Annotated in this window: 22 protein-coding genes; 9 read left to right on the top strand and 13 right to left on the bottom strand. The window is 55.8% G+C overall.

Going from position 1 to position 23466, the window contains the following annotated elements:
* Positions 1-276: 276 nt before the first annotated feature.
* From sucD to zapE, 5 genes are all read right to left on the bottom strand, one after another.
* Positions 277-1161, bottom strand: a complete 885-nt coding sequence (gene sucD / locus BIND_RS18340; protein ID WP_012386509.1) for a succinate--CoA ligase subunit alpha — start codon at positions 1159-1161, stop codon at positions 277-279.
* Positions 1161-2363, bottom strand: coding sequence for an ADP-forming succinate--CoA ligase subunit beta (gene sucC / locus BIND_RS18335; RefSeq protein ID WP_041779040.1), 1203 nt, complete (start codon positions 2361-2363; stop codon positions 1161-1163). Before sucC ends, sucD begins: the two co-directional genes overlap by 1 nt.
* A 267-nt stretch (positions 2364-2630) precedes the next feature.
* Positions 2631-3593 (bottom strand): malate dehydrogenase, encoded by a 963-nt coding sequence (gene mdh / locus BIND_RS18330; protein WP_012386507.1) that lies wholly within the window; start codon positions 3591-3593, stop codon positions 2631-2633.
* A 491-nt stretch (positions 3594-4084) separates the two neighbouring features.
* The gene (locus BIND_RS18320; RefSeq protein WP_012386506.1) at positions 4085-4702 is read right to left on the bottom strand and encodes a TetR/AcrR family transcriptional regulator; all 618 of its coding nucleotides are present in this window, start codon (positions 4700-4702) and stop codon (positions 4085-4087) included.
* Between the two features lie 116 nt (positions 4703-4818).
* Positions 4819-5991, bottom strand: coding sequence for a cell division protein ZapE (zapE, locus tag BIND_RS18315; RefSeq protein ID WP_012386505.1), 1173 nt, complete (start codon positions 5989-5991; stop codon positions 4819-4821).
* A gap of 456 nt (positions 5992-6447) precedes the next feature.
* Between zapE and BIND_RS18310 the strand changes: the two genes are divergently transcribed.
* From BIND_RS18310 to BIND_RS18300, 3 genes are all read left to right on the top strand, one after another.
* Positions 6448-6681 carry a hypothetical protein gene (locus tag BIND_RS18310; protein ID WP_041778223.1) on the top strand — a complete coding sequence of 78 codons (234 nt, stop codon included), beginning with the start codon at positions 6448-6450 and terminating at the stop codon, positions 6679-6681.
* A 170-nt stretch (positions 6682-6851) separates the two neighbouring features.
* Complete coding sequence (locus BIND_RS18305) at positions 6852-7772, top strand: trypsin-like serine peptidase (RefSeq protein WP_012386504.1); 921 nt, start codon at positions 6852-6854, stop codon at positions 7770-7772.
* A 358-nt stretch (positions 7773-8130) separates the two neighbouring features.
* Entirely contained in the window at positions 8131-9354 is a 1224-nt protein-coding gene (locus tag BIND_RS18300) for an amino acid aminotransferase (RefSeq protein ID WP_012386503.1), read from the top strand.
* 293 nt (positions 9355-9647) lie between these two features.
* On the opposite strand, the gene BIND_RS20315 is transcribed toward BIND_RS18300, so the two are convergent.
* Positions 9648-10355: a helix-turn-helix transcriptional regulator gene (locus tag BIND_RS20315; RefSeq protein WP_012386502.1), complete on the bottom strand. Its 708-nt coding sequence runs from the start codon at positions 10353-10355 to the stop codon at positions 9648-9650.
* Between the two features lie 126 nt (positions 10356-10481).
* Here BIND_RS20315 and BIND_RS18290 point away from each other — a divergent pair, with 126 nt between their 5' ends.
* Positions 10482-11915: a helix-turn-helix domain-containing protein gene (locus tag BIND_RS18290; protein WP_012386501.1), complete on the top strand. Its 1434-nt coding sequence runs from the start codon at positions 10482-10484 to the stop codon at positions 11913-11915.
* Positions 11912-12475 (top strand): bifunctional adenosylcobinamide kinase/adenosylcobinamide-phosphate guanylyltransferase, encoded by a 564-nt coding sequence (gene cobU / locus BIND_RS18285; protein ID WP_012386500.1) that lies wholly within the window; start codon positions 11912-11914, stop codon positions 12473-12475. Before BIND_RS18290 ends, cobU begins: the two co-directional genes overlap by 4 nt.
* Before the next feature lie 129 nt (positions 12476-12604).
* Here cobU and BIND_RS18280 read toward each other — a convergent pair whose 3' ends face one another.
* The 4 genes from BIND_RS18280 to BIND_RS18260 all read right to left on the bottom strand — a co-directional run bounded on the left by BIND_RS18280 (position 12605) and on the right by BIND_RS18260 (position 16535).
* On the bottom strand, positions 12605-14188 hold the full coding sequence (locus BIND_RS18280) for an ABC-F family ATP-binding cassette domain-containing protein (protein ID WP_012386499.1): 1584 nt from the start codon (positions 14186-14188) through the stop codon (positions 12605-12607).
* Between the two features lie 320 nt (positions 14189-14508).
* Positions 14509-15210: a sulfite exporter TauE/SafE family protein gene (locus BIND_RS18275; RefSeq protein WP_012386498.1), complete on the bottom strand. Its 702-nt coding sequence runs from the start codon at positions 15208-15210 to the stop codon at positions 14509-14511.
* 64 nt (positions 15211-15274) lie between these two features.
* Positions 15275-15616, bottom strand: coding sequence for a helix-turn-helix domain-containing protein (locus BIND_RS22220; protein WP_280109986.1), 342 nt, complete (start codon positions 15614-15616; stop codon positions 15275-15277).
* 100 nt (positions 15617-15716) lie between these two features.
* Entirely contained in the window at positions 15717-16535 is an 819-nt protein-coding gene (locus tag BIND_RS18260; protein ID WP_244395920.1) for a DUF3108 domain-containing protein, read from the bottom strand.
* Positions 16536-17131: 596 nt separating this feature from the next.
* Here BIND_RS18260 and BIND_RS18255 point away from each other — a divergent pair.
* Positions 17132-17833 carry an SDR family NAD(P)-dependent oxidoreductase gene (locus BIND_RS18255; RefSeq protein WP_012386495.1) on the top strand — a complete coding sequence of 234 codons (702 nt, stop codon included), beginning with the start codon at positions 17132-17134 and terminating at the stop codon, positions 17831-17833.
* Positions 17834-18362: 529 nt separating this feature from the next.
* Here the strand turns inward: BIND_RS18255 and BIND_RS18250 are convergent.
* Genes BIND_RS18250 through flhA form a run of 3 tightly spaced genes read right to left on the bottom strand, consistent with a single transcriptional unit; the run spans position 18363 to position 21644 of the window.
* Positions 18363-18797 (bottom strand): hypothetical protein, encoded by a 435-nt coding sequence (locus BIND_RS18250; RefSeq protein WP_012386494.1) that lies wholly within the window; start codon positions 18795-18797, stop codon positions 18363-18365.
* A 4-nt stretch (positions 18798-18801) separates the two neighbouring features.
* Positions 18802-19557 (bottom strand): flagellar biosynthetic protein FliR, encoded by a 756-nt coding sequence (locus BIND_RS18245; protein ID WP_012386493.1) that lies wholly within the window; start codon positions 19555-19557, stop codon positions 18802-18804.
* Complete coding sequence (flhA, locus tag BIND_RS18240; protein ID WP_012386492.1) at positions 19554-21644, bottom strand: flagellar biosynthesis protein FlhA; 2091 nt, start codon at positions 21642-21644, stop codon at positions 19554-19556. The genes BIND_RS18245 and flhA overlap by 4 nt, the downstream gene beginning before the upstream one ends.
* A 348-nt stretch (positions 21645-21992) precedes the next feature.
* Between flhA and BIND_RS18235 the strand changes: the two genes are divergently transcribed.
* The 3 genes from BIND_RS18235 to BIND_RS18225 are packed head-to-tail and all read left to right on the top strand — an operon-like array spanning position 21993 to position 23434.
* Positions 21993-22502 (top strand): rod-binding protein, encoded by a 510-nt coding sequence (locus BIND_RS18235; RefSeq protein WP_012386491.1) that lies wholly within the window; start codon positions 21993-21995, stop codon positions 22500-22502.
* Positions 22503-22547: 45 nt separating this feature from the next.
* Positions 22548-22991 (top strand): hypothetical protein, encoded by a 444-nt coding sequence (locus BIND_RS18230; RefSeq protein WP_012386490.1) that lies wholly within the window; start codon positions 22548-22550, stop codon positions 22989-22991.
* A complete protein-coding gene (locus BIND_RS18225; protein WP_012386489.1) occupies positions 22985-23434 on the top strand; it encodes a hypothetical protein in 450 nt (149 codons plus the stop codon). The genes BIND_RS18230 and BIND_RS18225 overlap by 7 nt, the downstream gene beginning before the upstream one ends.
* Positions 23435-23466 lie beyond the last annotated feature (32 nt).

Genomic DNA, 23466 nt, shown 5'->3' with positions numbered 1-23466 from the left:
TACCGTGGCTGCGGCATGAATGCAGAGCATCAAAACCCTGAACACATGCTGACCACGGGCACGGATCTCCGCGCTTCCTCCATTTCACTTTTTCCAGCTGTGCCTCTGGCACCGCTGGTTCAACCCATCCTCTTCATTCAAAGAACATGGCTTGCAAATCGGACACGAAAGCGATGCCTTGAATTCTTACAAGAGCATCAAGGTGCGCATTCATATCCACATACATATACACAATCAGTTCATCGACAAGAACCACTTTAATGAATACTGTAGGCGCTATGCCCGCACAAGCTCGGCCAGTGTATGACCGATCCGCGCTGGCGAGGGCGAAACCTTGATACCGGCGGCTTCCATGGCAGCGACCTTGTCCTCCGCAGCCCCCTTGCCACCCGAAATAATGGCACCTGCATGTCCCATACGACGGCCGGGCGGCGCTGTGCGCCCCGCAATGAAGCCGACCATGGGTTTCTTGCGGCCACGACGGGCCTCGTCAGCCAGGAACTGAGCGGCGTCTTCCTCGCCCGAACCGCCGATCTCGCCGATCATGACGATCGAATGCGTCTTCTCGTCGGCCAGAAACAGTTCCAGAATGTCGATGAAATCGCTTCCCTTGACAGGATCACCGCCGATGCCGACGGCAGTCGTCTGGCCAAGCCCTTCGCGCGTGGTCTGAAACACCGCTTCATAGGTCAAAGTGCCAGAGCGTGAGACAATGCCGACCGAACCGACCGAGAAAATATTCGCGGGCATGATGCCGATCTTGCTGGCACCCGCGGTGACAATCCCAGGGCAATTGGGACCGATCAGCCGCGATTTCGAACCGCTGAGCGCACGCTTGACCTTGACCATGTCAAGGACCGGTATGCCCTCGGTGATGCAGATGATCAGCGGGATCTCAGCATCGATCGCCTCGAGAATCGCATCCGCCGCGCCAGGCGGCGGCACATAGATCACGCTTGCCTCGCAGCCTGTCGCCTGCTTCGCCTGCAGCACGGTTTCGAAAACCGGCAGACCGAGATGCGTCCGACCGCCCTTGCCCGGCGCCACGCCGCCGAGCATTCTCGTGCCAAAGGCCAGGGCCTGTTCGGAATGAAAGGTGCCGTTCCTGCCAGTGAAACCTTGGCAGATCACCCCTGTTTCCTTGTCGATGAGGATCGCCATCAGACTGTTCCTTTTCCGACTGCTGCGACGATCTTCTGCGCGGCGTCGTCGAGGTCATCGGCTGGTATGACATCGAGACCGGAGCGCTCTAAAAGCACTTTGCCGAGGTCGACATTGGTCCCTTCAAGCCGCACCACGAGCGGCACTTTGAGACCCACTTCCTTGACGGCGCCAATAATGCCCTCGGCAATGACATCGCATTTCATGATGCCGCCAAAAATATTGACGAGAATCCCTTTGACCTGAGGATCGGCGGTGATGATCTTGAACGCGTGAATGACTTTTTCCTTGCTGGCGCCGCCGCCAACATCGAGGAAATTCGCCGGATTGCCGCCATAGAGCTTGATGATATCCATCGTCGCCATGGCGAGACCCGCGCCGTTCACCATGCAGCCGATCGTGCCATCGAGGGCGATATAGGCGAGATCGAATTTCGAGGCCTCGATCTCCTTAGGATCTTCCTCGTTTTCATCACGCAGCGCGACAATATCTGGATGTTTGTAGAGTGCGTTCGGATCGAAGGAGACCTTCGCGTCGAGACAAAGAAGGCGCCCCTCCTTGGTCAGCACCAGCGGATTGACCTCGAGCATCGCCATGTCCTTGGCGACGAAGGCTTTGTAGAGAGAGGTGGTGATCTGCGTGATTTGCGCCGCCTGATCACCGCCAAGGCCCAAAGCCACAGCGGCAGCGCGGCCATGGTGTGGCTCGATGCCAGTCACGGGATCGATCGAAAAACTCACGATCTTGTCGGGAGTTTTATGGGCGACCTCCTCGATGTCCATGCCACCTTCCGTGGACACCACGAAAGAAATTCTGCTCGTGGAGCGATCAACAAGCAGAGACAGATAGAACTCACGGGCAATGTCGCAGCCATCCTCGATATAGAGGCGCTGGACCTTGCGTCCAGCAGGCCCGGTCTGAACCGTGACGAGCGTGCGATCAAACATGGCTTCGGCTGCCTGCTTGACTTCGGCAAGGCTGCGCGCCAAACGCACGCCGCCTTTCTCGCCAGCTTCGGGTTCCTTGAAATGCCCCTTGCCACGCCCACCGGCGTGAATCTGTGCCTTGATGACATAGACGGGTCCCGGCAGGGCACGGGCCGCGGCTTCCGCCTCACCGGGCGTCAACACCGGGGCTCCATGCGAAACCGGCGCCCCGAAATCCCGCAAAATTGCTTTGGCCTGATATTCGTGAATGTTCATGCAGGCACTTATGAGGTTGGCCGAAGCCATCGGCGAAGAGTGTCAAACGCCGGCGGCATCCGGCGCGTGGATCACATCAACTCAAAAGCGGCGGCTCTTATGGGCCGTACCCCACTCCTGAAACGCACCCTAAACCACCGGACTGACCTGAAGCTGACCCGATGGCTTGGTGATTTCCACTCGAGCAGAGCGGAAATCACCTTTGCTTATTCCATGACGTCGATCTGAGACGTCACTTCGGAAAGTTCGGAGACTTTTCGAAGAGCCTCAGGCGAAAGCCGGATTGATGGTTTTGCAAGCCTCGACGAGGCCCTGCACGGAGGCGACGGATTTCTTGAACAATTCCTTCTCGGCATCATCGAGCGTGATCTCGACGACTTTCTCGACACCATTGGCGCCGATCACCACCGGCACACCGACATAGAGCTTGTCGACGCCATATTCGCCATTGAGCTGGGCCGCGACCGGCAAGACCCGGCGCTTGTCCTTAAGATAGGACTCAGCCATGGCAATAGCGGAAGCCGCCGGCGCGTAGAAGGCCGATCCCGTCTTGAGCAGATTGACGATCTCACCGCCGCCGCCACGGGTGCGCTTGACAATGGCGTCGAGCTTTTCCTGCGTGGTCCAGCCGATCTTCACGAGGTCGGGCAGGGGAATGCCGGCAACCGTCGAATAGCGCAGCAGAGGCACCATATCGTCGCCATGGCCGCCAAGCACGAAGGCGGTCACATCCTCAACGGAAACCTTGAATTCGTCGGACAGGAAATAGCGGAAACGGGCGGAATCGAGCACGCCAGCCATGCCGACGACTTTCTGCGGCGGAAGGCCGGAGGCTTTCTGCAGCGCCCAGACCATGGCGTCGAGCGGATTGGTGATGCAGATCACGAAAGCATCCTTGGCGTAGGTCTTGATGCCCGCGCCCACCGATTCCATGACCTTGAGATTAATGCCGAGCAGATCGTCGCGGCTCATGCCCGGCTTGCGCGGCACACCAGCCGTGACGATCACGACATCGGCGCCTTCGATTGCCGAATAATCATTGGCACCGCTCAAATGCGCGTTGAAACCGTCGACCGGGGCTGATTCCGCCAAATCCAGGGCCTTGCCCTGAGGCGTGCCCTCGGCAATGTCGAATAAAACAATGTCGCCCAGTTCCTTGAGACCGGCCAGATGAGCCAGGGTGCCGCCGATCTGTCCGGCTCCAATCAAAGCGATCTTGTTACGCGCCATAATTATCCGTCCTTGCTTCGCCGCCGACGTTAGGGCCGGGGCTTCTCGCGGCCTCGCTTATCCTCCCCAATGGCCCTGTCAAGCCATTGGTCGATCACCAATCCACGGAGCGGAGCCCAATCAGGCCCGAGTCTAGCCCCTGGAGTCCAAACTTTTGGAGTCGTGCCCTCTAACGGAATGCCGACTTGGTCGGTGAAGATGTCACCGGCCGCTCATCGGCCGGGAACGAAGCGTGGACATGCTTGTGCCGAAGCTGTTTTTCAATTGCAAGCCACCCGAAAGTCTGAAAACCGTGGCCAGGCTCAAGTCTGTCTCGGCCCGTTCCTCGATTTCGCCTATAAAATCCATACTTTTCATATCGCTGACAAAATCGGCTAAGCGTATTTCGCCCCGAAAAATCGCCTTTTTCTTGGGTTTCTATTTACAAAATTTGTAGCTTGTCATCGCAAACGGAAACGTGATGCCGGCCCGCGCACCGGTACCCGGACGCATCAATAACGGCCTTGTGTCAAGGCGCCCTGTACCAGATCGAGGAGGGTCTGCATCCGCGCCTCCACGCCGGCCCGCGATTCTTCGGCATCGAGCACAATCCCGGCAGGCGACAGAAAACGATATAATGCGTCGAGGACCAGCGCTTTCGCCTTTTTCATATCGGTAATGGCGAACAGACCGCCACTCGCGCCTTCTTCCAAGGTGCGCTGGATCTCGAGTCGGCAGCGGTTGCGATGTTTGCGCGCGATGGGCGCATTCTTGTCATTGGCAGCGAGAAACAGATCGAACAAGGGCGCGTCATTTTCAAGCTTGGCGCGATAAGCCCGATGAATCGCAAAGAGAAGGCGTTCCAGCTTGTCGAAAGCCGGATCAGGCGCATCGGCGATCATGCGCAGGCCCGCTTCAAGAGGTTTTAGCCAAGCGGCGGTAATTTCCTCGATCAAGGCCTCTTTCGAGGGATAATAGCGATAGATATTGGCGTGCGACATGCCGGCTTCCTCGGCGATGCGCGTCACCGTCATCCGGGCAAGACCATGCCGGCGAATATGCTCGGCCGCTATGTCGAGAATGCGGACATCGGTAGTCGGCACTGTCTGGGGTGGCTGGCGAGGGCGCATCGAGATCCGGGCACGGCGGGTTCTGCAGGGATGGTTCGGGTGCAACCATCAGGTCATGCAAAATCCTGCTTGTCGAGAGGCAGCACCCTATCCAGGCGCCCCCGCGACCCTATGCATCAGGTTTCGACCAGTCCCGTCGAGACACCGGAGGCCTGCGAATCGATCGTGCCATGCGGCAAGGCAAGATAGGAAGACGATTGCATTTCGATCAACCGCGAGACGGTTCGGTCGAATTCGAAAGCCTCGGTTCCCCGCTCGGCAAAATAAAGGTCGATGGGCTGCGCCGCCGCCGAGGCGATCAGTTTCACATGCTGATCATAAAGCGCATCGATCAACAGGATAAAGCGCTTGGCGCTGTTGCGCCGATCCGATGCAATGATCGGAATCCGATCAATGAGCACGCTATGGAAATTCGTCGCAATGGCGAGAAAGTCGGTGCTCCCGAGCGGCGCATCGCAAAGATCGGTAAAATCGAAGCGCGCCACATGGGCCTTGGCCTGCGGCACGCGAAGGCTGCGGCCGAGCAATTCAAGCGAGATCGGATCGCCCTGCTCGACACCCGTCAGAGCCTTGAAGGCTTTCGTCATGGCAAGGTCAGCGCGCGCATCGGCGGGCACATAATAGACAGGCTGGCCTTGCAGTTTTTCGAGCCGGTAATCGGTGCGCGCAACGAGACGCACCGGTTCCATCCTCTCCTCGATCAACCGAATGAAGGGCAGGAAAAGGGCCCGGTTGAGTCCATTGGTATAGAGATCACCCGGCGCGACATTGGAGGTTGCGACAATCACCACGCCACGGGCGAACAAGGCCTCGAACAGGCGCCCGAGGATCATCGCATCGGCAATATCGGTGACGGTGAATTCATCGAAACACAGCAAGGCGGTCGTCTCCGCCACGACTTGCGCCACGGGCTCGATCGGATCATCACCCTTAACGAGACCCTTTTTCAGATCCTGTCGCCAGGCATGGATACGGGCGTGGATGCCGGCCATGAATTCGTTGAAATGCAAGCGATGTTTGTGCTCGACGGCGACCGTCTCGAAGAACAGATCCATGATCATGGTTTTGCCGCGCCCGACCGGCCCCCAAACATAGAGGCCGCGCGGCCCGGGCGTCGGTTTCTTGCCCAGAAGCCAGCCAAGCGGCGTCGAACGCCGGGGCAAGCGATAGCCTTCGAGCCTTTCCCGCAAATCATCGAGTCTGCCGAGCACTTCCACCTGCGCCGGGTCAGGTTCGAGAAAGCCTTGTGCGATTTTATCCTTGTAACGGTCGAGAAGAAGGGCGGACACAAAACCTCCCGGGTCATTTTGTCGAAAACCTTGGCACCTTTTCACCTTGGCGCTTTTTTCGCCTTAGCGTTTTTCAAGGAGAAGGGATAAAGGCCGCGCTCGAAGTTGGAAACTGCCATAATTTTGGAATGGAATCGCCTGCCATAGTATCCACCCTCATTGAAGGCGACTTGTCGCGCTTCAATGAGGGCTAGTGGATAAGTTTGAAAAGTGACGTATCGAGAATCCGTGATTCTCGATACCCGTGCATTTTGATGCGAGCGCCAGCTTGCGGCCCGAAAAGAGAGCCCAAAAGGAGAGAAGGTGAGCATCCGGCACTATTCCTGCTTAGCGCTACGTCAGGCGAGACACGAAGAGATCGCAGGGTCATCACCGGAAGCTTGGCTCTATATTTATGCAACCGGTTTATCGTGGGGCCAGCGACTCTGACGGCGAAAGCGAGGGGATTTTATCGGTATGATGTCGCAGGTGCGCTGTCATGCCGAAATTTGGCCCGAAACTCATGGTCGAAAGACAAGCGGCGGCTCGGCGATGTTTGGCGATTTCTGGTTTGATGCCCTAGCCTTGAATGCCCGGGTGAAATCATTAACCATTCGGTGGGATGCTGCCTATTCGGCGGGACCAGCAGGCCGAACCTTGGTGTCTCACCCGATCGGTGACGATTTGTCACGGAAGAAGACCTTCCCTTAAGGGAAGACAAAGCGGACATTCCGCTGACGATCCGTATGCCCGCGCAAAAGGGGATGCCTCGTTTGAGGATCGACCGGCGGCGCGAAAGACTATCTGCCATTGGGCCTCCATCCGGTTTGCGCCAATGGCTTCAAAGCCACGCAACAAATCGCATCGGGAAAGGTTCGCCAATGAGAGGTGGAAAGGGTGTCACGGTTGGAGTGCTCCTGGCCATGGCTTGTGTTCTGACACTCGCCGGATCGCCCAGACTTCGGGCCGCGCCTTTTCTGCAAAAAGATCTTACGCATTTCCAATCGGCACCAATCGTTCCGGTCGTGGTTTTCGGTCGCAACAGCCGCCGCAGCGTGGATGATTTCGCCGCCGATTATCGGCTCGATGCTGATCATCTGCGCCGTGATTTCGTGTCTTCCGGCTTGATCGAATGCGGGCAAGCCCATGGCGCCGGTCAGCTCACCTTGACCAATGATGTGGTGACGACGGCAGCTCATGTCCTCTTCGACGAGCACGGCCGGCCGCGCGCCAAAAACTGCTCTTTCATCATCGAAATGGACGGTAAGCCGGTCAGTGTGCCGATCAATCTCAAATCCGTCGTCGCTGGTTCCAAGGACCCCTATTCCATCGCCGCGGTGCATGATTGGGCCGTCGCCCGTCTCGCTTATCCCATCGAAGGTGCCGTTCCGTTCAGCCTTGCCGAAACCGTTCACGACAATGAGCCCGTCGAATTCGTGGCGCGCGGCCATATCGATTGGGGAGACGGACACCGCCTGTCGATGGAAAAATGCCACCTTCACGATCAGCTCTCGATCGGCAGCGAGGGAACGCGTGAATTTTCCTTTGATTGCGAAACGGGCGACGGGGCCTCGGGAGGCGCGGTCGTCACCACCGCCGACAAGCCGGTCATCGGTGCCATTCTGGTCGGGTGGCGCAGCGATAAGCCGTTCCATTCAGCCCCCTTCTCAAACACGCATTATAATTTTGCTGTCTCGATAGAGGGCGCCTTCAAACAGGCTGTCATCAATGCCGCGACGCATCCGGCGACCGCCGTGGCGACAACGAACCATCCGGCCAAGCTCGCCGCACGGGCAAAATAGAGCATAACCAAAATGCCCCTGCTGGGTTGGATATGGGAGCGCGCCATGGCGCCCCATAAATCGCGTCATCTTTCAGAAACGCGACAAAAGGTCATTTGCCCCAGCGACGAGGATGCAGTAAATTTCTTTACTTGACAGCGTGGCTCCTTCAAAAGCCTTGAAAAGCTTGATGCCGAGCGGTGCCTTTGTCGAGACAGCCTGGTGTTCGGGAGACACACCAGGTCTCTGCAATGTTAGAAGCCTCATACCTTCGCTTTCATGAACCTGTTGCCTTCGGCATTCGCCAATGCCGGAGTTAAACCCATGGATAATTCGGCGTTCTTGATAGGCAGGGACGCAAAACCCGGGAATTGAATTCTTGTCGTCGCCTTTCGCTCATGTCCAGCAATTGCCCCGCGATCCCGTCCTCGGCATTACCGAGGCTTTTGTGGCGGACTCGTCGCCGCGAAAGGTCAATCTCGGAGTCGGTGTCTATCTCGACGAGAACGGTCACGTTCCGCTTCTCGATTGCGTGCAGCAAGCCGAGGAAGAATTGCTGCGCCGCAAGGGACCGCACAGCTATGTGCCAATCGACGGAATCGCGGCTTTCGATAATGCCGTCGCCAGCTTGATCTTCAGCGGAGAGCGTCCCTCGCTCGACGAGCGGCTGGTCACCGTCCAGGCGCTCGGCGGCACTGGCGCGCTCAAGCTCGGTGCCGATTTTCTGCGCACCACCAATCCCTCCGCGCGCATCTGGATCAGCGATCCAAGCTGGGAAAATCATCGCGCTCTCTTCTCCGCCGCCGGCTTCGAGGTCGAAACCTATCCTTATTATCGCGCCGATGGCGGCCTTGATTTCGCTGGCCTGATTCAGACCCTGTCATCTTTGCCGAGCGGCGACATCCTGCTTCTGCACGCCTGCTGCCATAATCCAACCGGGCTCGATCTCGAGCCGTACCAATGGGCGGAGATTCAAGCCCTTGCCGCTGAGCGCGGCGTCATTCCCTTCCTCGATGCGGCCTATCTCGGCTTTGCCGACGGCCTCGACGCAGATCGCGTGGCGATCGATACATTCGCGCAAGCTGGCCTGCCGTTTCTGGTCTCCTTTTCCTTCTCGAAATCCTTGTCGCTCTATGGCGAACGCGTCGGTGCCCTTGCCGTCGTGACCGGCGGCGCCGCCGAGCGCGGGCCAGTTCTCAGCCAGATCAAGCGGATCGCGCGCACCACTTATTCGAGCCCGCCAAGCCATGGCGGCGCTACCGTTGCCACGATCCTGAATGAGCCGGGCCTTACTGCTCTCTGGCACGATGAATTGGCCCTGATGCGCGATCGCATTAAAGCCATGCGCGAGGGACTGGCGGAGCGTCTGCGCGTCCAGGTCCCTGATCGCGATTTCAGCTTCATCACGCGCCAGCGCGGCATGTTTTCTTATTCGGGCCTGTCGAAGGAAGCGGTCGAGATGTTGCGCAGCCGTTTCTCGATCTATGCGCTGGACAGCGGTCGCATCTGCGTTGCCGCTCTCAATAAGGCCAATCTCGATATTGTGGCGGAAGCCATTGCCACCGTTCTGCGCGAAAGCGGAGAACAGAGCCTGGTAGCCTGAGAAAATAGGCCCGAGGTGCGGGAAATAAATTCTGCACCCGGGCACAAAATGGCATAAAAAACGCATGTGCTAAGCTAGGATAGAGCTTATCCAGCTTGGCACATGCGAAAAGCCAGACCATCGACCCTAAAAGGGAGTGCCGCTTTCAGGGGGAATCCGATGGCGTTTGCTGAAATTTAGAGCATTTGCCCGAAAATGTATCTTTGGGCATAAGATATAATTTTGATGAGCAATAAAGAGCCCGGCCTCATTCGGTCCGATCACGCTGCTATTCTTGGGGAAAAAGCGGTAGGTTAGGCGGCGATCGTGGAAGAACGGCCAACGCCAAGGCTCTGCATGAAAGCAGTGATCGCCTGAGTGCGGCGGTCGCAACCGAGTTTTTCTAAAATGGCCGAGACATGGCTCTTGACGGTGCCCTCGGTCAGACCAAGTTCCCAGGCAATCTGCTTATTGAGCAGGCCTCTCGTCATCAATTCGAGAATTTCGAATTGGCGATTCGAAAGGCGACCGAGGCCCGCGGCATGCGGAGCGGCATTGAGAGATTTGGAAATGGAGCGGCGGCCTGCCAGAAGATCGCCGGCCATGTCGATAAAGGCCTGCGGTTCAGCATCGGGATGGATGACGCCAGAGACACCCCGTGTCTCGAGCAGGCGGGTGCCGGTCTGATCCGGAGAAGCAACGATCGCCACGGCGATCCCGCGATTGTGAAGATGGGGCTGGTGCGCGGAATCAGCTTCTTTTTCCAGCACAGTCCAGGTGGTGATGTCGCAAATGACGATATCGCCAGAAGTAGCCTGACCGAGGCTGTCGTTTTCAGCATGCGACATGCTGAAAATGGCATGACCAGCCAAGGGCATGGCCTTGCTGAGGATGGTCTCGATAGCGAGGCGCATCAGCGGCACGCTATGAACAATGAAAATCTTTCCTTTGGGGAGAGGTTTGGACACGAGTGGGAGACCCGGTTTCTCGATTGACTGCAATGTCACGGAAGCAGGATTCATGGTGACCTCCATCGAACGACTAATGTCGTTAGGTAGGCTTTACAAAAAACCAGGGGATGAATCCCTAAAAAAAGGGCCGATTTGCAAATTGCTTGCAAATGACCTTCGCAATGTTACAAATGCGAAATGCGTCAAAAATTTTTTGCCGGAACCCAGATCCGACGCCTCAGGGAGGCTCACGCCCTGACTCAAGGCGCCTTTGCCGAGCGTCTTGGGATCTCGCCTAGTTATTTGAATCAGATTGAAAATAACCAGCGTCCCCTTTCCGCCTCTGTCCTGCTCAGTCTCGCTCAATCCTTTTCCGTCGATCTCAGCGAATTTGCGCAGGAAGATACCGATCGCCTCATCGGCGATCTCAAGGAAGCCCTGGCCGATCCGCTCTTTTCAGGACTGACGCCCAGTGGTCAGGATCTGAAGATGATCGCTGGCAATGCGTCCTGGTTCGCACATGCCTTTCTCCAATTGCATACGGCTTTTCGCCGCACCAATGAACGCATGCAGACGATGGACGATGAGGACATCCTCCATCGGCCGGCGGGCACGGCCTCGGATTCCGGCATGCTCTTGCCTTACGAGGAAGTCCGGGATTTCTTCCATTATCGCGGCAATTACATCGATGTGCTCGATGTCGCGGCTGAGCGAATCGCCGAGGAAGAACTCGGCATCGGCGAGGGGACGAAAGTCAACGAACTCGCGGATTATCTCTTGCGCCGCCATGCCGTGCGCGTCGAATGCGAAAAGGTCGAGCCGACCTCGCGCTTCATGCGCCGCTATGATCGCGTCGGCCGCGTGCTCTCGATCCGGGATGGTCTCGATCCGACGAGCCGGGCGTTTTTGATTGCGCATCAGATCGCCCATCTTGAGGAAGGCGATACATTCGAGGCGATCATCGCCGAGGCCGGTTTCCGGGCGAGCGGCGCGGCCGGCATCACCAGGATCGCGCTTGCCAATTATTTCGCCGGCGCCTTGATCATGCCTTATGAGCGTTTCCTGAATGCGGCGCGTTCGACACGTTATGATGTCGAACGCCTCTGCTTGATGTTCGGTGCGAGTTTCGAACAGATCGGCCATCGTCTGTCCACCCTGCAAAGGCCGAATGCGCGCGGTGTCCCTTTCTATTTCGTGCGCATCGATCGGGCGGGAAATATTCTGAAACGTCATTCATCGACGCGTTTCCAATTTGCTCGTTTCGGTGGCACCTGTCCTTTATGGAATGTGCATGAGGCATTCGAAATGCCGAACCGCACCTTGGTCCAGATCGCCGAAATGCCGGATGGCGTGCGCTATTTGTGTGTCGCCCGTTCAGCCACCAAATCGGTTGGCAGCCATCTCGCGCAACCCCGTCATTACGCGCTCGGCATTGGATGCGAGATCAGCTATGCGCATGATGTTGTCTATTCCGACGCCATCGATCTAAAAACCACTCCGGTCGCCAAGATCGGTGTCAGTTGCCGTATCTGCGAACGCACCGATTGTCCGCAACGGGCAGCGCCGCCGATCGATCGCGGCCTTCTCGTCGATCCGGACCGCCGCGATTTCGTTCCTTTCCGGTTTACATGAATCCCTTCCCGGCCTCTCCCATCCGCAGTCTGTTTATTCTCGGCGGCGCACGCTCCGGCAAGAGTTTTTACGCACAAAGACTGGCAGAAACCTCCGGCTTGCGGCCGGTGATGATCGCCACGGCCGAGGCCCATGATGCGGAAATGGCCGAACGCATAGCCCGCCACAAGAGTGAACGCGGTCCCCTCTGGGGGCTTGTCGAAACGCCTCTCGCTCTGTGTGAAACCCTTGAGCAGAACGCCCATCCCGCCTCCATTCTGCTCGTGGATTGCGCGACGCTCTGGCTCAGCAATCTGTTTTTCCATGAAGCCGAAATCGACACAGCCGTTGCCAATCTCACGGCCACGATTCTCAAACTGTCAGGCCCCTTGATCATTGTCTCCAATGAGGTCGGCCAGGGCATTGTCCCGGACAATGCCCTGGCGCGAAAGTTTCGTGATGCGCAAGGCCGGCTCAATCAGGCTCTTGCGCAAGTCTGCGAGGGTGTCGTCCTGGTCAGCGCTGGACTGCCGCTTACACTCAAACCCGCTCCCCAACCCGCACCTCTCTGGCGCTTTTGAGAAGGCGGAAACCTTATGTTTGATCACACCTAAAATAATAACAAGCTCACCATCATTTCAGTAATCAGCAGCAATTCATAATGTGAAGGTCCGGCTTACCTGGAGCACATCCATTGCGGTACAAAGCCGTCATCCCTGCAATTCAATGGTTCTGTTCGGGGCGAGGGTTTTCAGAAATGCCTCGTCATGGCTGACCACCAGCACCGCACCATCATAGGCTGTCAGTGCGGCCTCCAGCGCCGCGATGCCGTCCAGATCAAGATGATTGGTTGGCTCGTCTAGGATCAGTAGCATGGGGGCAGGTGTGGCCCCGAGGGCGCAGGCGAGACCCGCGCGCAGACGCTCGCCCCCGCTCAGATTGCCCGCCCGGTGCAAGGCATCCGCCGCGCGGAAACCGAAACGGGCAAGTGCCGCATGGGCCATATGCGCATCCGCTGAGGTGTTCAGGCGCAGAAAATTCTCGCGCAAGGACTGAGCGGGATCAAGCAGCTCCACATGCTGATCCAGCAAGGCAGAGGGGACCATGAGGTCCACCCCGCCGCGTTGCGGGGTCAGCTGGCCGGTGATCAGCCTGAGAAGCGTCGTCTTGCCGCTGCCGTTCGGCCCGGCGATGACAACACGCTCAGGGCCGATGATGGTCAGCGACAGATCGCGGATGATGGGGCGGTCGGCATCATATCCCCCGGTCACATTGTCGAGCCGCAGCACTACCTTGCCGGGCGACAGGCCGGTCGGGGGAATATCCATGTGCAGGGGATGCAGAACCTCAATCTTCTCGCGGGCAGCAGAAAACATTTCCTCTGCGGCCTCGCGCCTTGCATCGCGCAAACGGGCGTTTGCGCCGCCCGATGCCTCGGCCCGGCCCTTGGTTGCATCCATCAGAATCTTGGGCTGATCGCCTTTCGCCCTCGCCTTGTGCCCGGCGCTGTCCCTGCGTGCCTTGCGCTCGGCGGCCTGCTGCGCGCGACGGGCAATCTCGGCACGAACCTTTTCCGCATGGGCAAGATTGCGTTGAGCCGCGTCCAGTTCAGTGTCCTTCCAGTGCCGGAAGGCGCTGTAATTCCCCCCATATCTGGTCACGCCAAGCGGGGTCAGTTCTACGATGGCGTCCATTTCCTCCAGCATCTCGCGATCATGGCTGACGATGATCGCCCCAGCCTTCCAGCCCTGGATCAGGTCAATCACGGCCTGACGCCCGGCGCGGTCGAGATTGTTCGTCGGCTCGTCGAGCAGCAGGAAATCCGGCTCGCCAAAGATTAGCGCCGCAAGGGCGGCGCGGGTGCGCTGCCCACCGGAAAGAGTTGCCAGCGAGGTCTGCAGATCAGCCGACAGGCCACAGCGCAGCAAGGCAGCCTCGATCCGCGCGGGCAATGTCCAGTCCGCTTCGACCAATTCATCGGCATCGGCAAGACCGGCTTCTGCCCGATCAAGCAGATCGAGTGCAGGCTGCACTCCGAACAGATCGGAAATGGTGTCGCCGGGGCGTTCCATCGCCTCCTGCCGCATCATCGCAATCGACCCGGCGACCTGCATTTGGCCCGGAACCGGGTTCAGGTCGCCCGCGATCAGACGCAGAAGAGTGGTCTTCCCGGTTCCATTACGTCCGACAATGCCGGTGCGTTCGGAGCCGAAACTCAGGTTCAGGTCGGTGAAAAGCGGGGTGCCGTCAGTCGTGGACCACGACAGATTGGAAAAGGAAACAGATGCAGGCATGGGGCAGAACGTCTCGCAGCGATACCGAAGGGGTGAAGGCGGCGAAGTTCAGGTCCATGTCGAAAGCATCTCCTTTTATCGGATCAGGTCTGACTCAAAATAGGGGGCTTTCGCAGAGCTTGCAAGGTCCGATGCGAATGACGGGTAAGGTCTCGTCGCGACCGAGCAGGAACGTGGAGACACGATCGGTACAGGTAATTGCCGCCTGTCAACATTGCGCAGCTTCTTCGGCTTCGTCCCAGGCTGGGAACCTACGGCTATCGCGCAATGCATTGAATCCTGCATGTGTCGACAAAGAAAGTACCGATCCGTGCGCCATGCTACATCGTGCTCGTGAAGGTGTTCCTTCCCATTATGCACTGCTGCTGATTACCAATAGTGTTTGCGCATAGATAATCGTCATTAAAAGACCCGCGGTGATCACGAACACACGGATCATACGCGCCGGAAGAATACGAATGAGACGACCACCCGCATAGCCACCCAGCAAGGCTCCCGTCAGCATACAGAGTGTTTCCGGCCATCGAGAGCAAAGCCGTCAGGACAATGCCGAGCCCCGCCCCGAAGAAACTGCCATAAAGGGAGGCGCTGGCAAGCGCCGCGAAATCTCCGATGGGAGAAGGTCTTGTTCTGCCGTTTCGTTTATGCGTCCATGATTGGATCTGCGGGGCAAAGGCGAACAGACATGTCGCGAGACCGATAAGGCCCGGGATCGGCAAGACGAAAAGCCGTTCGGGAAGCGCGAGCACCAGCAAGGCGCCCAGGGCCCCTCCAATGATGGCGATCATCAAGGAGAGAATGACAGACTGATCGAAGGGCCGCAATTTTGTCCAGTCCGCCAGTGCCGCGAGCAAATGTCCCGGAGCAATAGCGACCGCATTGGAGGCATTTGCAACGACGGGAGGCAATCCAGCCGCCAGCATGGCCGGGAATGTCAAGAGAGTCGCTCCGCCAGCAATCGCATTGACAAGACCGCCCAACAGCCCCGCGACAAACAAGAGAATAATGATCGTCCAATCCATGGGTATCCAGACCTCGTGGAGGACTATTGGATGCCCATGGAAACAATGTCTGGAACGTTTGTGATCATCGCATGCTTTTGCGATAGGCGTTGGGAGTGGTGCCGAAGGCACACCGAAAATGCCGGCCGAAATGGCTCTGATCCGAGAAATTCAGCTCTGCCGCCAATCCAGCGATTGAATCGCCGCGCTGGAGGCACCAGCGGGCAATATTCAAACGCTCTATGAGACGGGCGGCATGAGGCGGCATTCCGAAATCGCGGGTGCGGGAATAATGAGGCCTTGTTCGGCAAAGACCGTATAGTGCTTGCCTCTGATTTGAAAAGCGCGTGCGCCGGAAAGGACAATCGTCACCTGGGTCTGTGCATGAAAATGCCTCTTGAGTTTTGGAGCGGACAGTCCGCTCCAAAATCCAAACTCGGTGATGATCTCAGCATGATCCAACCAATAGGACCACGCGTTCTGTCGTCCGATGGACATACGTGCTGGTCACGCCTCTCGATCTCGCATCAGTGCGTATTGGCCGTCACAGTCGAGGGTTCAACGGTAAATTCCACGGCATCGATGATTGCGAGGCCAGCCATGGTCATCAAGGACACATGGAAGGGCACGACGACATGCGCCTTTTCAACCGGCGCCAGCCAAGCCTCGATCTCGCGGTTATTGGCCATGAAACGGGTCGATTGCGAGTCAAGCTTGTGGCCGGCGATGGGATGATAGCGGGCGGTACAGACCGCGACCGGGCCGGAGTAACCCTTTGCCGCGACCTCGCGCGTACCGGCATAGGACAAAGCGACATCATAACGGACATAGCCGTCATAAATACGCAAGGTCCGATTGCATGCCGCCGGTCCGACCAGAGGCTGATTGTTGGGCACCGCCATGATCAGGGCGCTGGTGGGATCGAGAATATTGCGCTTCAAGGCCTCGGTCACCGGAACGCGACCCTCCCAATCCTCAAAAGGCGGAGAAATATCCACGGCCTTGACGGTACCCGACTGCAAGCGCATGCGTACGGTCCGGGTTTCCTGTTCGTTACCGCTCGTCGTTGCATAGGACGATGGCAAAATCGCGCCGCGATGCAAATTGCCCGCGGAAGCGAAGGCCAATTTGACATTGGAAACCATAGCGGCCACGCCGGTCAGCCGTGCATTGAGATCGATCTGGTAGTGCGAGGGCTCGACATGACCGGTCGCCACGGCATCCCCGATCTCAAGGCCGATGAGGCTGACGGAATAATGCGCGCGGATCATATCCGCCCTGGCCGGAGCCAGCGTGGATCCAAGGGTGATCGCGCCGAGCCCCAGCGCCAGCAAAGCGTGGCGCAAGAAGCCCGCCTCGCGACAAGGCATTTTGGAGAAGCGCTTGCACCGCAAGGCGCGTCCTCGGCTTGGAAAAGACCAATGAACCATTGCGCAACCGCCGTTGAACCTATCGGAACCTAGCTTTCTGAGCGGCGAATTGGCCTCTTTCAAGGCCGTAATCAATGCCGCCAGGGCATCAAATCATCCAAAAAACAAGTCCGTTTTTGGATGATTTGATGCATTAATAAAGACTTAAAGCATCGCATGCCTCCGCATCAACGAGCGATGCGGCACGCCGTTTTCCTGTCGAAAAGGACATAAGCTTTTTGGCAGGAAAATGCATAAACTTAAACATAAGGCGCATGGCGGCTCTTCGAAAGGGCCCCGTTCTGGCGCCGATTCCTTCACCTTTATCATGTCAGCCATAAAAGACGATTAAGGTTGACGAAACCTTAACCACCGGCGCCCCTGGGAACAGGCTCTGGCTGTCCTTTCGCTTTCACGGAAAATGCTTCAGATTGAGCTTCAGAATAGTCTGAGACACGAAAGCGTCACTCGGACGAAGGTTTTGGCCTCGAGGCCAACCGCATTAGCCAGTATCAGTTTCGGAAGGAAAAGCCATGGCCGCCATTCCCTATCAAACAGCCCTGATCGTCGGCGCCGGCAGCGGGTTGAGCGCCGCCTTGGCGAGGCTCTTTGTTTCCAAAGGCCTGAAACTCGGCCTTGTCGCACGTGATACGGATAAGCTTAAAGACCTGGCGGGTCAAACCGGAGCCAAGCTTTTTCGGTGCGACGCAACCAATCCCGCGGGTGTCGAAAAGCTTTTCACGGAGGTCGACCAGCAATTAGGGGGAGCTGATGTCGTCATCTACAATGTCGCTGGCCGTGTGCGCGGTTCGCTGGTCGATCTCGACCCGAAGGATGTCGCCTTCGCGCTGAATGCCGGGGCCTTCGGCGGTTTTCTCGTCGCGCAACAAGCGCTCAAACGTATGCTCGTCAAACAGCAAGGCGCACTTTTCTTCACCGGCGCAACGGCCAGCATCAAGGGTAATGCCCAATCGGCACCTTTCGCCATGGGCAAATTTGCCCTACGTGCCTTGGCCCAAAGCGCGGCGCGCGAATTCCAGCCACAGAATATCCACGTCGCTCATTTCATCATTGATGGCGCGATCCGTCCTGCAAACGTGCCGGTGTCGCCTGGCCAGCGCGAGGATATGATCGACCCGGATGCGATCGCGCAGATCTATTTCGATTTTCTCGCCCAGCCGCGTGGCGCCTGGAGCTTCGAAGTCGACCTACGCACCTTCATCGAGAAATTCTGAGTTCGGGGTCCAGAATCTGCCCATTTTCGAACTCGATGAGTGCGTGAATAATTTCGTGCCTGTTCCCCAATCATGCTGAATGAGATTACAGGCCTTACAGCCCACACGAGCCTCTGATACCGATCAAGTCATATGATAAAGCGTCTAGTTAAAAACGCAGCCTTTTTTAGATAAATTAGATGCGTTCATAAAGACTTGCAGCATCGCCAATCCGGATGAATGAGCGATGCTGGAGAGCTGGATGCGTGAGCAGATGTGAATGCATACAGCACCATTATATGTCTTCGATTATGATGTAGGCGACACGCTTTCAATTTCTCCCATGACGCTCCCTGACTATGATTCATAGCCAGGGAGAGACAGGGTGATATCGAAATGAAAACTTTTGCGGCAGGAAGCGAACCGGAACAAGCCACATCCATGTCGTGGGAGTTGACCTGCGATTCTTTGAAACCCTTCCCGATTTAATTGCTGTCTACCTCATGACAGCCGATTGGTACGCCCCAGCCCTTGGACTCGGACTTTCTCACTACGGGCTTTCGCCTTCCTTTGAATCGGATATCCGCAAACTTTTGGGCCTTCCGCTTTGCGCCTGACTAACGTCAATTAAATCCATCAAGGTTTTATGTTCTAGCAAGCATTCCTCCCGCCGCTGTGCCTGCTCCAGCCCATCCATGCTGCGACGGAAACGATATTGCTCACACAAAACATTTTCAGCCTGAATACGTTGTCGTTCTGCGAGAATGTCCTTGTGGTGTCCGATATTCTGGAGACTGGCAAGGAGCATTTTTGAATAGGCCACAGAGCCCGCATGACCTTCTTGAAGCAGATCGATGATCCGACGATTTTTTTCTTCGACGGCTTGGACCGCTTGATCAATTTCGTATTTTTTCCATTCCGCGAGGCGCAATAAATTGTGCCTGATCCGTGCGATACGCCGGGCCTTGGCTAAAGGAACATCCATGATCCTATCCTCTGATCAACCAGGCTCGGAACCCGAACATGAAGAGTTCGAACAATTGCGTTGATGTGGCGAAGAACAGAAAAAGGCCTCCGATCAATACGAAAGGCATAGTAATAAAATAGATCGGAATTTGCGGAATCATCTTATTGATCAGACCCACAGCGAGATTAACGATAATTGAGAAAATGATGAACGGCCCCGCAAGCCGGAAAGACAGAAAAAAAGCTTTAGATAGACTATCGGCGACTTGAACAAGATCAAGGCGCGCATTGAAATGATCGATAACCGGCACTGCCTTGTAGGAACCGACCAAACCCCGCAAAATTTCCCAATGCAGGTCCATGATGAACAATAAGACTGTTGCACTCAGCGTGACGAGTGCACTGAGTACGGGCAACGGTTCTTCTTCGTTCACGGGGGCGCCAAGCACATTGGTCATGCCAATCATCATAGCCATGGCATTCGCCGTAGTCTCGAGAGCCGCAAAGAATATTCGCGCTGAAAAGCCGATGAAAAAACCCATCAGACTTTCCGATATCATCAGATGCGCAAGAAGAAGCGGTGTCTCATCACGGAGAGCCGGGCGGACCTCCTCCGCCAGGAACGGAGTAAGCGTCAAAGTCAAAGCGAGAGCCAAGGCAAGGCGAACCTTGAGGGGAATACGGGGGCTTGAAAAGCCCGGCAGCAGCATCACACAGAAGCCGATACGACAAAACAAAATGGTCACGAACAAAACGAGATGCGAAGGCGAAAAGGTCACGAAATCGTCCCGAGAACCTTGATGTCGAGGCCACGAGCAAGCTCGAGATGGGAAAGCACGGGCAGATTAGCAAAGAGCCGTTCGATGACGAGCCTCACATAGGGGCGTGATTCAGGTGTGGCCACGAGCGCAAATTGCTCCCCTTTATCGAGATGATCCCGGATGGCACGTGTCGCCTCCTTGCTGAATTGCTCGACCATGGCGGGATCGAGATCAAATTCGACGACTTCACCCTTGCCATCCCGCTTCAAGCTTTGATGGAAAGCGAGGTCCCAGCGTTGGCCAAGACGCATGATTTTTAACACGCCATTTTCACTCAAATCGCCGCAAATCTGTTGCGCGATCCGCATACGAACATGTTCAACCACCTGCTCGGAACGTCGCACATGCGGTGCGATTTCGGCAACGGCCTCTAGAATAAGCGGAAGATTACGGATGGAGATACGTTCCGCGAGCAAAAGCTTCAAGACCGCCTGCAGACCTGAATAAGAGATTTGCGACGGGCAGAGATCATCAATCAAGCGCTTGTAATCAGGCCCCAGCTGATCCAAAAGCGCGCGCATGTCTTTGTAAGACAAAAGCTGAGACAGATTGCTGCGGATCACTTCGCTGAGATGCGTCAACAACACAGACATGATGTCGACTGGAACAAAATTTTCCTTTCTCACCTCATTGGTAAAAGCTTGCGAGATCCAAAGCGCTTTCATGCCGAATGCGGGCTCACGAGTCTCTTCGAAGGGTAGATCGGGCCTACGACCATCACCGATAACGACAAGCATATCCCCAAGTTTCAATTCATAGGTCGCGACGATCGTCCCATGAATCTTGATCTGATAGGATTTCGCAGGAATCGAGAGACTATCAGACAATTTGATATCAGGAACGATGAACCCATATTGCTTGGCGAATTTGCGTCGCATTTTGGCGACACGATGAGAAAGCTCATTATGCGTTTCGAGCAATTTTGTCGCCAATTGCTTGCCAAGACAGAGTTCGATTTCCGCAGATCTCAGCGATTCCTTGACAGAATTCTTGGCTTCTTTCTCAGCCTGCCGCTCCGCAGCCTCACGTTTGGCCTTCTCTCTTTTTTCGGCCTCGGCGATCCTTTTCGGAATCGTGTTGGCGGTCACCACAAAAACAGCCGCAAGCAGCAAAAACGGCACCATTGGCAGGCCAGGAATGACGGCCAGGAGAACCATCAACAAAGCCGCCACATAAAGCGCGCGGGGATATTTGATGAGCTGATCGAGAACCGTTTGCTCCGCCGTCCCCCTGGTTCCCCCCTTCGAGACGAGTAGCGCCGCCGCCAATGAAACGATCAGCGAAGGAATCTGGGAGACAAGCCCGTCACCCACGGACAGTTTCGTGAAGACATCGGAAGCCTGACTGAGCGGCATATCGTGCCGCGTGACACCAATGACAATGCCACCAAAAATATTTACCGCCAAAATGATAAGGCCTGCGATGGCATCGCCGCGCACAAATTTGGAAGCACCATCCATCGAACCAAAAAAGGAACTCTCTTCCTCAAGTTCCCGGCGCCGCACTTGGGCTTGTTTTTCGTCGATCAATCCAGCTGAAAGATCGGCATCAATCGCCATTTGCTTGCCCGGAATGGCATCCAGCGTAAAGCGCGCGCCGACTTCCGCGATGCGAGTCGCGCCTTTCGTGATCACCACGAAATTGACCGTCATCAGAATCGCAAAGACAATCAGCCCGATGACGAAGTCACCGCTCATGACCAGTTTCGAGAAACCGCCGATAATATAACCTGCGGCAGTCGTCCCTTCCGAACCATGCGACAAAATCAGCCGCGTCGTCGCAATATTGAGAGCGAGCCGCAAGAGAGTCGCGACAAGAAGAATAGTGGGGAAGGCGGAGAAATCCAATGGCCGTTGGATCCATAACGCGACCATCAGGATGAGGACGGAGAGCGCGATAGAAAAAGCCAGGCCCAGATCAATGAAAAAAGCAGGGATAGGAAGGAAGAAAACAGACAGGATAGCGATAATGCCCGCGGCAAATCCTATATCACGGACATTTTTGCCATTCGCTTCGCCGGGCATACTCAATGAAGCATCGACCATGATCAATCCCCAGACGTAACCCCTCTGATTGCGCCTACTTTCGACACTCTAAAGTGCGAAACTTGCCTCAACATGACCTTGCTCGACAGAAAGCTTACGATTGGTATCAGCTCTACACCTCCTTTCATTTTCTCCCGGTTGGACACGTCGCGACGAATACCATCCCTATAATAAGCCGAGGAGCCCCTTTCTGAAGGTAAGCTCGGAACAAGCTAGGACCGTTACTTTCACAATTACCGACTTCAAACGACAGGCTAGAACCGCAATTCATTCTTTGTTGGAACTGGCCGGAAGCGATGTCGAGATGTTGTTGGAACTTCTGGTTCTAGTTTGCAGACGAGGTTCACCATGTCTATTCAGCCGCCTTCCGACATCGTTCTCGACGTTGCTAATGCAGCGGGCCCGATTTCGCCGATAATGGCGCGCGAAAGACTGGGCTCCACCGATGGGTCGTCTTCCACGAATGACGTTCATTTTTCACACATATTGGATGGGGTCGGCTCATCGGAACCCCCATCACATTCATTGCCCCTTTTCCTTCCCAAACCGCGTCTGGAGACGCCTTCGCCCAATACACGGACAAAAGTCTTCAAGGATTTGGAAACTGTGCTGCTCCGCAATTTTGTCGAGGCGATGCTACCGAAAAATACAGAAGATGTATTCGGTCATGGCACAGCGGGCAACATCTGGAAATCTATGATGGCCGATCAGCTTTCAAAGGAAATCGGCAAACGTCTTGATCTCGGAATTGGTAAGGTTGCTGCGACCCGGATGAATTATGCCGGGATGTTTCATTCTTCCCCTGTAGACGACTCTCCATTTTTTAAAGCTGTAGATATTGGATCGTCGAAAACTTGAGACATAAGTGCACCTTGATTGTCTTCCAAGGCGAAGGAAAATGGTATGCGTAATGGTATTATCATGGCTGAGACCAGGATCGATCCTGGCCAAGCCGATCCACATCACTTGGACGATAAACCGCAACAATTTCTGTTTGACGCACTCGTGAACGCCATCGATCGACTCGAGACGATTGTGATGCAGGAGACAAAGATTTTGCGCGAGAATTGCGCGATCAGCCTGCAGGATTTCAATCACCAAAAGACTCAAGGCCTACTCGAACTTCGGCGTGTCATTCGTGGCTTGGAAGGAACACGTTTTGAAACGGAGATCCAGGAACGATTCGCTCATTTGCGCGCTGTCCTTGATTACAATCTGCAAGCCTTGAAGAATCACCTCACGGCGATTGAAGGCATTACGGAAACAATCATCGAAACAGTAAAATCATACGAATCGGATGGAACATATTCCGCCCTCAATATACTTGACAGGCAACAACGATGCTGAGGCTCTTTCTATGCTGCATATGGATCTGCATCGTCACATCCGTCGCCTTTTATGTCGGTAGTACCTGGAGCCTCAGCCGGGCATTACATCCGCAGACACAAGAAATGTCTGGTCATATCGAATCGAAAACGACAGCAAATATCAACGTGCCAATGATCCAAAGCGGAGAATTGGTTGGTTATATCGTGACCAATTTTATTTATAATATTGATCAATCCGATATGAAAAAACTGAACATTTCACCCGAGGTTTTCATTTTAGACGAGGCTTTCCACATCCTCTTTTCGCAGGACATAGACTTTAACCATCTGGAAAAATACCAGATTTCTGCTCTGAAGGAGAGGATCAAGGAGCGCGTCAATCAACGGCTCGGCGGCGATTTCATCAAGGATATCCTCATCAAAGAATTTAACTACATTCCAAAAAGAGAGATCCCTCAGTAACCGCCTGCTGTCCGATGGCCTACCCGAAAACA

The sequence above is a fragment of the Beijerinckia indica subsp. indica ATCC 9039 genome (assembly GCF_000019845.1).
Classification (GTDB): Bacteria; Pseudomonadota; Alphaproteobacteria; order Rhizobiales; family Beijerinckiaceae; genus Beijerinckia; species Beijerinckia indica.
Note: the sequence above shows the minus strand (reverse complement) of the source record. Positions and strands in the feature narration are given on the sequence as shown.

Coding starts and splice junctions, on each gene's coding strand:
- BIND_RS18280 (WP_012386499.1), bottom strand. CDS start 14,188: ATGCCTGCATCTGTTTCCTTTTCCAATCTGTCGTGGTCCACGACTGAC.
- mdh (WP_012386507.1), bottom strand. CDS start 3,593: ATGGCGCGTAACAAGATCGCTTTGATTGGAGCCGGACAGATCGGCGGC.
- flhA (WP_012386492.1), bottom strand. CDS start 21,644: ATGGTCGATGCTTCATTGAGTATGCCCGGCGAAGCGAATGGCAAAAAT.
- BIND_RS18305 (WP_012386504.1), top strand. CDS start 6,852: ATGAGAGGTGGAAAGGGTGTCACGGTTGGAGTGCTCCTGGCCATGGCT.
- sucC (WP_041779040.1), bottom strand. CDS start 2,363: ATGAACATTCACGAATATCAGGCCAAAGCAATTTTGCGGGATTTCGGG.
- sucD (WP_012386509.1), bottom strand. CDS start 1,161: ATGGCGATCCTCATCGACAAGGAAACAGGGGTGATCTGCCAAGGTTTC.
- BIND_RS18225 (WP_012386489.1), top strand. CDS start 22,985: ATGCTGAGGCTCTTTCTATGCTGCATATGGATCTGCATCGTCACATCC.
- BIND_RS18250 (WP_012386494.1), bottom strand. CDS start 18,797: ATGGATGTTCCTTTAGCCAAGGCCCGGCGTATCGCACGGATCAGGCAC.
- BIND_RS18310 (WP_041778223.1), top strand. CDS start 6,448: ATGATGTCGCAGGTGCGCTGTCATGCCGAAATTTGGCCCGAAACTCAT.
- cobU (WP_012386500.1), top strand. CDS start 11,912: ATGAATCCCTTCCCGGCCTCTCCCATCCGCAGTCTGTTTATTCTCGGC.
- BIND_RS18320 (WP_012386506.1), bottom strand. CDS start 4,702: ATGCGCCCTCGCCAGCCACCCCAGACAGTGCCGACTACCGATGTCCGC.
- BIND_RS18275 (WP_012386498.1), bottom strand. CDS start 15,210: ATGGATTGGACGATCATTATTCTCTTGTTTGTCGCGGGGCTGTTGGGC.
- BIND_RS18235 (WP_012386491.1), top strand. CDS start 21,993: ATGTCTATTCAGCCGCCTTCCGACATCGTTCTCGACGTTGCTAATGCA.
- BIND_RS20315 (WP_012386502.1), bottom strand. CDS start 10,355: ATGAATCCTGCTTCCGTGACATTGCAGTCAATCGAGAAACCGGGTCTC.
- BIND_RS18290 (WP_012386501.1), top strand. CDS start 10,482: ATGCGTCAAAAATTTTTTGCCGGAACCCAGATCCGACGCCTCAGGGAG.
- BIND_RS18230 (WP_012386490.1), top strand. CDS start 22,548: ATGCGTAATGGTATTATCATGGCTGAGACCAGGATCGATCCTGGCCAA.
- BIND_RS18255 (WP_012386495.1), top strand. CDS start 17,132: ATGGCCGCCATTCCCTATCAAACAGCCCTGATCGTCGGCGCCGGCAGC.